Consider the following 11,915-nt stretch of genomic DNA (forward strand, 5'->3'; position numbering starts at 1 on the left):
AACGACGAAGAACGAAACCAGGACAAATGGCGGTATTGGATGGCGCGCAGCCAGGAACAAACCGGACAGCGCGAACCGGCCTTGAACATTTACCGACAAATCGCCGATCAACGCAGTTACTACGGTTTTCTGGCGGCCGGCAAACTTGGGCAGACGGTGAAACTGGTCGACAAACCGCTTGCCGTTCCGAAATCGGAGCTTGACGACCTGCAATCGCGTCCGGAGTTTTTGGAGGTTTCCGAATTTTTAGCATTGGATCGGCCGTTGGAAGCCAAGCGGCAATGGGGATTTGCAATCGCAAAACTGGATAAACCACGCTTGGCCGCCGCCGCCAAGCTGGCGCAACGCTGGGGTTGGTCCGCGCAAGCAATCGCCACGGTCGCCAAGGCCAACGAATGGGATGACATCGGGCTACGCTTTCCCATCGCTTATGCCGACAGTGTGCGCTATGCGGCCGGCGCCCGCCAATTGGATCCGGCGCTGATCTTCGGGCTGATCCGCCAGGAAAGCGCCTTCGATCCGCAAGCCGACTCACCGGCCGGCGCGAAGGGTTTGATGCAAGTGATGCCGAATACCGGCCAGGAAATCGCAAAAAACTTGCGTGAACCCTGGAATGGCGCGAGCGACCTATTGAAACCCGATACCAACATCAAATTCGGCGCCTGGCACTTTAAGCGGTTGCTGGAGCGCTTCGACCGCCATCCGGCATTGGCCGCGGCGGCGTATAACGCCGGAGCCAATCGAGTGAAGCGCTGGCTGCCAAGCGATAAGGCATTGCCGGCCGATATTTGGGTGGAAACCATCCCTTACAAGGAAACCCGCGGCTACGTGGCATCCGTGTTGATGTACAGCCTGATCTACCGGGAACGTCTGAATGCCGAGACGCCACGCGCGGATGATTTGACGCGCGACGTGATGCCTGGATGAAATTTAGAGCTGATTTTTTAGGCTGATTATTGGATAATGCCGGGTGTTTTGAACCCAATTTATCAGGTAAGTATTGAATGGAGAAGCAGCACAGTTTCACGCGCGAAGAATTATTGATGTCCGGTCGAGGCGAACTCTACGGTCCGGAAAACGCGCAGCTACCGCTCCCCAATATGCTGATGATGGATCGGATTGTCCACATCTCCGACGAAGGCGGCAAATACGGCAAGGGCGAGATCATCGCCGAACTGGATATCACGCCCGATCTGTGGTTTTTCGCCTGCCATTTTCAGGGCGACCCGGTCATGCCCGGCTGCCTGGGACTGGATGCGATGTGGCAATTGGTCGGTTTTTATCTGTGCTGGATGGGCGGCCCCGGTAAAGGTCGGGCGTTAGGCTGCGGAGAAGTCAAATTTACCGGTCAAGTATTGCCGAGCGCGAAAAAAGTCACCTATAAAATCGATTTGAAGCGAGTGATCTTGCGTAAATTGGTGATGGGCATTGCCGATGCGGTGATGGAAGTCGACGGCAAGCAAATTTATGAAGCCACCGATCTGAGGGTCGGTCTGTTCACCTCCACCCAGGATTTCTGAAGAAGGTCTAGCCATGAGACGAGCAGTAGTAACCGGTCTGGGCATCGTTTCCAGCATAGGCAACAATCGCGACGAAGTGGTCGAGTCGCTCCGTTCGGGACGTTCCGGCATCGGTTTTTGCGAGGATTATCGCGAACTGGGCTTTCGCAGCCAAATCCATGGCCCGATCAAGATCGATCTGGACGAAGCGATAGACCGCAAAGTCAAACGCTTCATGGGCGACGGCGCGGCCTACAATTATTTGGCGATGGAACAGGCCATTGCCGACTCCGGTCTGGCCGACGACGAAGTATCCAATTTCCGCACCGGCCTGGTGATGGGCTCCGGCGGACCGTCGACTTCGAATCTGGTCGATGCGGCCGACATTCTCCGGTCCAAGGGCGTCAAGAAAGTCGGTCCGTACATGGTGACCCGAGCGATGTCCAGCACCAATACCGCTTGTTTGGCCACCCCGTTCAAAATCAAGGGCGTCAACTACACGATCAGCTCGGCTTGCGCGACCAGCGCCCACTGTATTGGCCATGCGATGGAGTTGATCCAACTCGGCAAGCAAGACGTGGTATTCGCCGGCGGCGGCGAGGAATTGCATTGGTCGATGTCGGTCCTGTTCGACGCGATGGGTGCCCTGTCCTCCAAATACAACGACACGCCGGAAAGCGCGTCGCGTCCTTATGACGAAACCCGCGACGGCTTCGTGATTTCCGGCGGCGGCGGCGTGCTGGTTATCGAGGAACTGGAACATGCCAAGGCGCGCGGCGCGAAAATTTACGCGGAATTGGTTGGTTACGGCGCCACCTCCGACGGTTACGACATGGTACAGCCGTCCGGCGAAGGCGCGGTGCGCTGCATGCAAATGGCGCTGGCGACCGTCGACGGCAATATTGACTACATCAATGCCCACGGCACCAGTACCCCGGTTGGCGATACCCGCGAACTGGAAGCGATGCGCGCGGTATTCGGTGCCGACTCGGTGCCGCCGGTGAGTTCCACCAAATCACTGACCGGCCATGCCTTAGGTGCCGCCGGCGTCAATGAAGCTATTTATTCGTTGCTGATGATGCAGGAAAATTTCTTGAGCGCATCGGCCAACATCGCTCATCTCGACCCCGGCGCCGCCGGTATCCCGATCGTTCGCGAATATCGGGACAACGTCAATTTGAACACCGTGATGTCCAATAGCTTCGGTTTTGGCGGCACCAACGCCACGCTGATCTTTCAACGTTACAACGGCTAAATCCTTGTGCGGCTAAAGTCTCGCTTTAGCCGCTCGCCTCGCTCCCATGTCCGATCCCAGCCAAAAATCCCGCACCCAATTCAATAAGTTGCAGAAGCGTTTGCGCCGTAGCGTCGGCGAAGCCATCGCCGACTTCAACATGATAGAACATGGCGACAAAGTCATGGTTTGCCTGTCGGGCGGCAAGGATTCCTATACGATGCTGGATATCCTGCTGAATTTACAGAAGACAGCGCCGGTGGATTTCGAAATCCTGGCCGTTAATTTGGACCAAAAGCAACCCGGTTTTCCTGAACACGTATTGCCGGAGTACCTCAGTGCTATCGGCGTCCCCTTCCACATCATCGAGCACGATACCTACAGTATCGTCAAACGCATCATTCCGGAAGGCCAAACCACCTGCAGCCTGTGTTCCAGACTGCGGCGCGGTACTCTGTACGGCTTCGCCAGAGAACATCGGGTCACTAAAATCGCGCTGGGCCACCACCGCGACGACATCATCGAGACCTTCTTTCTAAACTTGTTCTACGCCGGTAAATTGAAGGCGATGCCGCCGAAACTACTCAGCGACGACAAACAGAACATCGTGATTCGCCCCTTGGCTTACTGCCGGGAAAAAGACATCAATCGCTTCGCCGCCTTCAAGCAATTTCCGATCATTCCGTGCAACCTGTGCGGTTCGCAGGAAAACTTGCAACGCAAGGCGATGAAGGCGATGCTGAACGGTTGGGATAAACAGTTTCCGGGCCGTATCGAAACCATTTTCGCCGGCCTGCAAAACATTGCGCCGTCGCAAATGCTCGACGCCGGCCTCTTTGACTTTGCCGGTCTGAGCCGTGATCCAAACCCGCTGCCGACCGGTAGTACCGGTGCTTGCGGCGCTGATGAAACCAACCCGGCAGCGGTTGTCGCCTATGGCGCCGGATTGGATATACTGGAACGCTAACCCAACGGAAATCCGGACATGAACCTAACAATTTTGGTCACCGGCGGCGCCGGTTATATCGGCAGCCACACTTGTGTCGAGTTGTTAAACGCGGGTTTCGATGTCGTCGTCGTCGATAATCTCAGCAACAGCAAGATCGAAGCAATTCGCCGGGTGGAACGAATTACCGGCAAAACGATAGATTTTCATCAGGCCGACATAACCGACAAAGCGGCGTTGCAAGCCATCATGGCCGAGCGCAACATTGCCGCCGTCGTGCACTTCGCCGGACTCAAAGCGGTCGGCGAATCCTGCCAAATGCCGTTGAACTATTATCACAACAATATCTACGGCACCTTGGTATTGCTGGAAACGATGGCGGAGTTCGGGGTCAAGCGACTGGTGTTCAGCTCTTCGGCCACTGTTTACGGCGACCCACACAGCGTGCCTATCCGGGAAAACTTTCCGCTACAAGCCACCAATCCATACGGCCGCACCAAGTTGTTCATCGAAGAAATCCTGCGCGACGTTAGCCGGGCCGATCCGCTGAACCATGGCGCCACACCTTGGCAAGTCACGATATTGCGCTACTTCAACCCGATCGGCGCACACGCTAGTGGACTCATCGGCGAGGACCCGAACGGCATCCCCAATAATTTGATGCCCTTCCTGTCGCAGGTCGCAATCGGCAAACTACCGATGCTGTCGGTCTTCGGCAACGACTATTCGACACCGGACGGCACCGGCGTCCGCGATTACATCCACGTGGTCGATTTGGCGCTCGGCCATATCAAGGCCCTGGAATACCTGCTAAAACACGACACCAAGGATAGCGTGTGCGACGCCATCAATCTCGGCACCGGCAACGGCTACAGCGTCTTACAGATGGTCGAAACCTTTATTGAAGTCACCGGCCAAGCCGTGCCCTATCGAATCGCTCCGCGCCGGCCCGGCGACGTGGCGGCCTGTTACGCCGACCCCAGTCTAGCCGCCGAAAAAATCGGCTGGAAGGCCGAACGAGACTTGGCGCGGATGCTGGCCGACACTTGGCATTGGCAAACCCAAAATCCCGGCGGCTACGACTGAACAGTCCTCGGCTCCAGCACCAAACCGGCGTTTTCGACCCGGTTTCTGCCGCTGCGCTTGGCCTCGTATAAGGCCACATCCGCCGCCTGCACCAGTTCCAGCGCAATTTGAGGCACCGCCAATTTCCGACTCAGGTTGGGGTGATAGGTGGCGGCACCGATAGAGATGGTGACCGGAATGACCTGACCGGCATAATCGATCTTCAAATCGGAAATGCCGCTGCGGATCCTTTCGGCAATCTCCCCGCTCATCGTTTCGTCGGCCCGCGACAGTAGCGCGACGAACTCTTCGCCGCCGTATCGGGCCAATACGTCGTTGTTGCGTAACTGCCGCTTGATCGTGGAAGCCACCAACGACAGCACTTGATCGCCGGCTTGATGACCAAAGCCGTCGTTGATCCGTTTGAAATAGTCGATATCCAGAAACAGGCAGGATAGGGGCTCACGGGTGCGCTGACCTCGGTCCAATTCCTCGACGATGCGCTGTTCCAGAAAACGGCGGTTGTTGACGCCGGTCAGCGGGTCGATCAGGCTGGTGCGGCGCATCGTCTCGACATTCAGATTGTTTTCGAGACAAATCCCAATCACCGATGCGATGTGCTCGATAAAGTCGGTCGCCATGCCGTTGATAAAACGGTCGCGTTGGTGACTGCCCAAGTTTAACGAACCCAGAATCTTACCGCGCCGGATTAGCGGAATGATCACGACCGAAGCCGGCTGCTTGGCGACGCCGGGAAAGAAGCGGCTCCAGCGTTCGTCGCGATGGATACCGACCAACGGCTGGCCTGCGGTACCGAAGCTCTGCAAAAATATCCCGTCTTGTTCCAACAGCACCAATTCGGGCCGCTCGCGAAACGGATAGTGGTCGGCTTCCAGGTAACTGGCGATTTCGCCTTGGCCGTCGATCAAGGACAAGCAAACCGCATCGAGATTAAAAAACAAACGGGTCTCGGCGATGATGAATTCAATCATCTCCGCCAACGTGTTCGACGCCAGCAAGCGCATCTCGAAAGCCTGCAGGCGCTTCAGAGTCAGACTGTTATGTTGAACCCGATGCAGCATGCCATCCAAATGGCTCTCCAGCACCGACAATTCGGCTGTTATATCTTCTTCCAATCTTGCCCCCACCGCGCGACAACCAAGCCGATAATCCTAGCAGGGTTTATCGAAAATGCGCGGGCGCGCCTGGCCGGGTTTCGTTCCGAACCGCTTCGGCGCAAATCGGCCGGTTTGAGGCCGGTTGCCCGCTCGACTTCGCGGCGAACAACCGGCTGGTAACGAGACACACCCACCCGCCGCATGGAATGCGGTTAGGCAACCTGATCGGCCTTCGCTTGATAACTGTCGATCTGATTGAAATTCAGATACCGATAAGTATCCGCGCTGGTTTGGTCGATCAACGCCGCGTATTGCATGTACTCCTCGGGCGTAGGGATTTTTCCGAGCAGCGAACACACGGCCGCTAACTCCGCAGACGACAAATAGACATTGGCGCCGTTACCTAAACGGTTGGGGAAGTTACGGGTCGAGGTTGATACCACGGTCGAGCCTTCCGCCACCCGCGCCTGATTACCCATGCACAGTGAACAGCCCGGCATTTCGGTACGGGCACCCACCTTACCGAACGTGCCGTAATAGCCCTCTTCCACTAACTGGTTCTGATCCATTTTGGTCGGCGGCGCCACCCACAAACGCGTCGGCAAGGCCCCGGCTTTTTCCAGCAATTTACCGGCGGCGCGGAAGTGGCCAATGTTGGTCATGCAGGAACCGATAAACACCTCATCGATCTTGGTGCCTGCCACGGCCGACAGCGGTTTGATGTCGTCCGGATCGTTCGGGCAAGCCAATAAAGGTTCGGTGATTTGGTTCAGATCGATTTCAATAATTTCCGCATACTCGGCGTCTTTATCCGCTTCCATCAGTACCGGGTTGGCCAGCCAATCCTGCATGGCTTTGATCCGGCGTTGGATGGTCCGGGCATCGCCATACCCTTCGGCAATCATCCATTTCAGCAAGGTGATATTGGAATTGAGGTATTCGCGGATCGGCGCTTCGTTGAGCTTAATGGTACAACCGCCAGCCGAACGTTCCGCCGACGCGTCGGAAATTTCAAAAGCCTGTTCGACTTTCAAATCCGGCAAACCTTCGATTTCCAGAATCCGCCCGGAAAACACGTTCTTCTTACCCTGCTTGGCCACGGTCAGCAAACCGCGCTGAATCGCCGCATAAGGAATGGCATTGACCAAGTCGCGCAAGGTAATGCCGGGTTGCATTTGGCCTTTGAAACGCACCAGTACCGATTCCGGCATATCCAGCGGCATCACGCCGGTCGCGGCGGCAAATGCCACCAAACCGGAACCCGCGGGAAACGAGATACCAATCGGGAAACGGGTGTGCGAATCGCCGCCGGTGCCGACGGTATCCGGTAACAGCATCCGGTTCAGCCAGGAGTGAATCACGCCGTCGCCGGGACGTAAGCTGACACCGCCGCGCGTCATGATGAAATCCGGCAGGGTATGCTGCATTTGCACGTCGACCGGTTTGGGATAAGCGGCGGTATGACAGAACGACTGCATCACCAGATCGGCGGAGAAGCCCAGGCAAGCCAGGTCTTTCAATTCGTCGCGGGTCATCGGTCCGGTGGTGTCTTGCGAACCGACTGTGGTCATTTTCGGTTCGCAGTAACTGCCCGGCCGCACGCCGGCCACGCCGCAGGCTTTGCCGACAATTTTTTGCGCCAGCGTATAGCCTTTGCCGGTATCGGCGGCTTCGCCCAAGCGGCGGAATACCGTTGAAGCGGGCAAGCCCAAAAATTGGCGGGCGCGGTCGGTCAAACCCCGGCCGATGATCAACGGAATTCGGCCACCGGCACGGACTTCGTCGAAGATGACTTCGGTTTTTAACGCAAACTCGCAAATCACTTCGTCCATGCCGTGGCGCTTTACGACGCCTTGATAAGGGTAAATGTCGATGACATCGCCCATCGCCATGCCGGTGACGTCGCATTCAATCGGCAATGCGCCGGAATCTTCCATGGTATTGAAGAAGATAGGCGCGATTTTGCCGCCGATGCAGACGCCGCCGCCGCGCTTGTTCGGAATAAACGGAATGTCGTCGCCCATGAACCACAACACCGAGTTGGTCGCGGATTTACGCGACGAGCCGGTGCCGACCACGTCGCCGACATAGGCCACCGGGAAACCCTTGGCTTTGAGTTCGGTAATTTGCTGCTCGGCATTGGTGATGCCGTCGCGCGGCATTTTCAGCATGGCTTTGGCATGCAACGGAATATCCGGCCTGGACCAGGCATCCGGCGCAGGCGACAGATCGTCGGTGTTGGTTTCGCCGGTGACTTTGAACACCGTCACCGTCAATTTTTCCGGCACTTCCGGCTTGGCGGTGAACCATTCCGCATCCGCCCAGGATTGCAGTACTTGTTTCGCGTAGACGTTGCCGGCTTCGGCCTTTTCCTGGACATCGTGGAAGGCGTCGAAAATCAGCAGAATTTGCGACAACGCTTTCGCGGCAATCGGCGCCAGCGCGGCGTTGTCCAGCAACTCGATCAGCGGCGCGACGTTGTATCCGCCCAGCATCGTGCCCAGCAACTCGGTGGCTTTTTCCGGCGTGATCAACGGGGACGACACTTCGCCTTTGGCGATGGCGGTCAAGAATCCGGCTTTGACGTAAGCGGCTTCATCCACACCCGCGGGGACCCGGTTCGCCAGCAAATCCAGCAGAAAGGCTTCTTCTCCGGCGGGCGGATTTTTCAGCAACTCAACCAATGCCGCTACTTGCTCGGCATCCAAGGGTTTGGGAACGATGCCCTCGGCGGCACGTTCGGCGACGTGTTTTCGGTATTGTTCTAACATGATGATTTCCGGTAAAAAAATTAGGCTTGGGATGCGTTGACGCTGGCTTCGGCATTCGCTTGAGCCAGCGCTTGCTCGGCGATGAAGGTGCGTATATCTTCGTTGTCGACTCGGGCATAGATTTCGAAGACGCCGAGGTTCAAGCCTATCGATTCGAAAGGCACGTCGTCGCCGAGAAAATAATGGTTGGAGACCCAACCTTCGCTACGCCGACAGACTTCGACATCGACGATGTCTTGCTCGATCAGCACGTATTCCTGCAAGGTCGGAATGGTTTGATAGAGGCGGCGTTTGAGGGTTTCGTCGCGGCGGCGGGTGGATTTGGACAATACCTCGACGACCAGTACCGGCGACTCGGCATAGTATTCGTGGGTCGAGGTATCTTCGCAAACCACCATCGCGTCGGGATAAAACAAATACTGGCCAATCTTGACTTTGACATCGGAGCTAAACGGCTCGCAGGGTTTGTCCTGCAAGTGGTTGCCGAAGATGCGCGACAAGTTCATCTTGATTCTGTCGTGATTCTTGCTGACGCCCGACATCGCCACGACTTCGCCGTCGTCATACTCGTGCTTGGTGTCGCTGAGCAATTCCGCCGCAAGATAGTCCTCAACGGACATCCAAGTTTTATCAAATTCGGGTTGCGCGCTCATAACCACCTCCGCAGCTGATTAATCACTCCATTGCATCAACAATGGCTTGCCCCATTTCCTTGGTCCCGTATTGGCTGCCTGGGTTCAAATCCGGCGTCACGTAAACACCTTCGTTAACGACTTTCTCGATGGCATTTTGCATACGGATTGCTGCTGCATGCTCGCCCAAGTGATTCAACATCATCACGCCCGCCATCATCACCGCGGTCGGATTGGCGATGTTTTTACCGGCGATGTCCGGCGCGCTGCCGTGCACGGCTTCGAATAAGGCGGCGTCCTCACCGATGTTGGCGCCGGGAATCAGCCCCAAGCCACCCACCAAACCGGCGGTCAAATCGGACAGGATGTCGCCGAACATATTGGTGGTGACCACCACGTCGAATTGCTCCGGCTTCATCACCATGTGCATGCAGGCGGCATCGACGATCTTCTCGTCGAATTCGATCTGGGGATATTTGGCCGCTACTTCGCGAGCCGTTTTCAGAAACAAACCTTGCGTGAATTTCAAGATGTTGGCTTTGTGGCACACCGTGACTTTCTTGCGCTCGTTGTCGATCGCATATTTGAACGCATATTCCACAATGCGCTCGGACCCGGCTTTAGTGACGACGGCCAAACTCTCGGCGATATCCTTGGCCGGCGTCAAATAGTGCTCCAGGCCGACGTACAGGCCTTCGGTATTTTCCCGCACGATCACGATATCGACATCGTCGTAACGGGTTTTGACACCGTGCCAGCTTTTGGCCGGACGCACGTTGGCGTAAAGGTCGTACTGTTTGCGCAACTCGACATTAATGCTGCGAAAGCCCTCTCCGACCATCGTCGTCAACGGCCCCTTGAAGGCAACCCGGGTCTGGGCGATGGACTCCATCGTCGCGTCGGGCAAAGGGGTACCGGTGCGCTCGTAAGCCGACATGCCGGCGTCGGCCTCGTGCCAGTGGATTTTCGCGCCGGCGGCGTTAATCACCGCGACGGCCGCTTCCATGATCGAGGGACCGATACCATCGCCTTTGATCAACGTGACGTTATGCATTCAAACTCTCCAGACTCAAATTAAGGGACAAACAATCATACACAGTTTCAACTATCGACGCGAAGCCGCCGGGTCTCAAAATGTCGCCGCCAATTCGATAACCGGGGCGTTGACGGCGGGCGCCGTTTCGAGGGTTTCGTGGTCGAGATCGTAACAAAGAATTCGCGGCGATCCGCCGAACGGATAGGCTACCGACAGAGTCACGCACAAACGACCGGTCGCCACGGACAGATAAGGCCGGGTTAAGTGCACCTCCTCGGAACCGTGCAAGGCTCGCAACAAATAGGGTCGGCGCAGCCAACTCGCCCGATTTCCGGCCGCCAACGGCGCAAACCGGCCGCCACTGGTCGCGTAGCAATGATCGGCTACCACGCTGCCGCCAATTTGCACGCCGTCGCCACCCAATAAATAACAGCGGTCGGCGCCCGGCAATGCCAGCAACTGGCGGATGCCATCAAGATTCTCGAAATCCTCTGCGCCGGTTTGTAAAGCCTGCTTCGCCACCAGCATCGCCTGAATATGATGCTGGTATCGCGAACGGCCGTTTTGCTTGGAAATATCCAGCGCATACTGGCCGAACAAATCCTCGACCGCCGGCCTCACCTCTTCCGCCGCTTGCACACCCAAGCGCGGGGCCCCGAAGTAATAGCCTTGCACCAAATCGATATTCGCATGCATCGCAATCATCGCTTCCTCTCGCGTTTCCACGCCTTCGATCAGCACCAGACTACCGGCTTCGTGCAGGGTTGCAACAATATTAGGCAGCATGCGCCGCGCGACCGCGTTATTCACCGCATGACGGACCATGGATTGGTCCAGTTTGACGATATGAGGTTTTATGCGCCAGATGCGCTGAAAATTGGAATGCCCGGCGCCAAAATCGTCAATGGCAATCAGGCAACCCAACTCTCGGTAAAAGCCGACCGACTGATCCAATTGCCGCTCTTCCAGTAACGGACTTTCCATGATTTCGATCACGACGCGCTCGGGCCGAATTCCGATCAGTTCCAACAACTGCTCAAAGAAAAAGCCAAAACGCCAGCCATGCACTATGACTTCGGGTGCGATATTCAGGAACAGCCAGTTCCCGCCGGAATCCGCCAGCTTAAAATTCCACAAATGCAGCGCTCGACATAGTCGGTCCAGATAAACCAAATCCTGCAAGGATTTCGCACTCTCGAACAGTTGCGGCGGTGCCACGGAGCGTCCGTCGGTCGCCGTACCCCGAATTAACGCCTCGTAACCTACCGCGCGCTGGTGCGGCAAACTGACGATGGCTTGAAAAGCGCTTTTTAACTCGATACCCGCGTGAGATCCAAAGGCTTGGTCGCCTTCCAGGCGGAGTTTGCTTAGGATCTGGTCGAGCATTGCATTTTTGGCATAGTCCGTGGTTTCTCGTATCTTAATGATAAGCATCGTCCGGCGAAAGCCACCCAAGCGCCAAACCCGCGCTAGTCACCGACCGATGTTAACGTTCTGAAGACGACAAAGCAAAACTCGCACCAATTGTGGACCAAATGGATTTGGACGGCGACAACGCTACTCGACACAGCGCGCAGACGGTGCGGAAACCGAGTCCCTTAACAACGCTGATGG

The 11,915-nt window shown here is 56.5% G+C and carries 10 protein-coding genes; 5 read left to right on the forward strand and 5 right to left on the reverse strand.

From position 1 onward, the window contains the following. The 5 genes from AC3B8H_RS13485 to galE all read left to right on the forward strand — a co-directional run. The coding region (locus AC3B8H_RS13485; RefSeq protein ID WP_488442064.1) for a transglycosylase SLT domain-containing protein at positions 1 to 927 on the forward strand (927 nt) is incomplete at its 5' end. A gap of 77 nt (positions 928 to 1,004) precedes the next feature. Then, complete coding sequence (gene fabA, locus AC3B8H_RS13490; protein WP_488442065.1) at positions 1,005 to 1,520, forward strand: 3-hydroxyacyl-[acyl-carrier-protein] dehydratase FabA; 516 nt, start codon at positions 1,005 to 1,007, stop codon at positions 1,518 to 1,520. Positions 1,521 to 1,533: 13 nt separating this feature from the next. Then, on the forward strand, positions 1,534 to 2,754 hold the full coding sequence (gene fabB / locus AC3B8H_RS13495; protein WP_488442066.1) for a beta-ketoacyl-ACP synthase I: 1,221 nt from the start codon (positions 1,534 to 1,536) through the stop codon (positions 2,752 to 2,754). A gap of 46 nt (positions 2,755 to 2,800) precedes the next feature. After that, on the forward strand, positions 2,801 to 3,700 hold the full coding sequence (ttcA, locus tag AC3B8H_RS13500) for a tRNA 2-thiocytidine(32) synthetase TtcA (protein ID WP_488442067.1): 900 nt from the start codon (positions 2,801 to 2,803) through the stop codon (positions 3,698 to 3,700). 18 nt (positions 3,701 to 3,718) lie between these two features. Beyond that, positions 3,719 to 4,765 carry a UDP-glucose 4-epimerase GalE gene (gene galE / locus AC3B8H_RS13505; RefSeq protein WP_488442068.1) on the forward strand — a complete coding sequence of 349 codons (1,047 nt, stop codon included), beginning with the start codon at positions 3,719 to 3,721 and terminating at the stop codon, positions 4,763 to 4,765. Here the strand turns inward: galE and AC3B8H_RS13510 are convergent. The 5 genes from AC3B8H_RS13510 to AC3B8H_RS13530 form a co-directional block, all read right to left on the reverse strand. Then, positions 4,756 to 5,880, reverse strand: a complete 1,125-nt coding sequence (locus tag AC3B8H_RS13510; protein WP_488442069.1) for a GGDEF domain-containing protein — start codon at positions 5,878 to 5,880, stop codon at positions 4,756 to 4,758. The genes galE and AC3B8H_RS13510 overlap by 10 nt on opposite strands. Before the next feature lie 194 nt (positions 5,881 to 6,074). Continuing rightward, the gene (gene acnB / locus AC3B8H_RS13515; RefSeq protein ID WP_488442070.1) at positions 6,075 to 8,633 is read right to left on the reverse strand and encodes a bifunctional aconitate hydratase 2/2-methylisocitrate dehydratase; all 2,559 of its coding nucleotides are present in this window, start codon (positions 8,631 to 8,633) and stop codon (positions 6,075 to 6,077) included. Positions 8,634 to 8,653: 20 nt separating this feature from the next. After that, positions 8,654 to 9,286: a Uma2 family endonuclease gene (locus AC3B8H_RS13520; RefSeq protein WP_488442071.1), complete on the reverse strand. Its 633-nt coding sequence runs from the start codon at positions 9,284 to 9,286 to the stop codon at positions 8,654 to 8,656. Positions 9,287 to 9,308: 22 nt separating this feature from the next. Beyond that, entirely contained in the window at positions 9,309 to 10,319 is a 1,011-nt protein-coding gene (locus AC3B8H_RS13525; RefSeq protein WP_488442072.1) for an isocitrate/isopropylmalate dehydrogenase family protein, read from the reverse strand. A 75-nt stretch (positions 10,320 to 10,394) separates the two neighbouring features. Continuing rightward, positions 10,395 to 11,687, reverse strand: coding sequence for a sensor domain-containing phosphodiesterase (locus AC3B8H_RS13530; protein ID WP_488442073.1), 1,293 nt, complete (start codon positions 11,685 to 11,687; stop codon positions 10,395 to 10,397). Between the last annotated feature and the right edge of the window lie 228 nt (positions 11,688 to 11,915).

Source organism: Methylomonas sp. BG-2, from assembly GCF_057766305.1.

Bases quoted from the DNA above. Each gene is read 5' to 3' on its own strand.
- fabA (WP_488442065.1), top strand. From the start codon at position 1,005: ATGGAGAAGCAGCACAGTTTCACGCGCGAAGAATTATTGATGTCCGGT.
- fabB (WP_488442066.1), top strand. From the start codon at position 1,534: ATGAGACGAGCAGTAGTAACCGGTCTGGGCATCGTTTCCAGCATAGGC.
- ttcA (WP_488442067.1), top strand. From the start codon at position 2,801: ATGTCCGATCCCAGCCAAAAATCCCGCACCCAATTCAATAAGTTGCAG.
- galE (WP_488442068.1), top strand. From the start codon at position 3,719: ATGAACCTAACAATTTTGGTCACCGGCGGCGCCGGTTATATCGGCAGC.
- acnB (WP_488442070.1), bottom strand. From the start codon at position 8,633: ATGTTAGAACAATACCGAAAACACGTCGCCGAACGTGCCGCCGAGGGC.
- AC3B8H_RS13520 (WP_488442071.1), bottom strand. From the start codon at position 9,286: ATGAGCGCGCAACCCGAATTTGATAAAACTTGGATGTCCGTTGAGGAC.
- AC3B8H_RS13525 (WP_488442072.1), bottom strand. From the start codon at position 10,319: ATGCATAACGTCACGTTGATCAAAGGCGATGGTATCGGTCCCTCGATC.
- AC3B8H_RS13530 (WP_488442073.1), bottom strand. From the start codon at position 11,687: ATGCTCGACCAGATCCTAAGCAAACTCCGCCTGGAAGGCGACCAAGCC.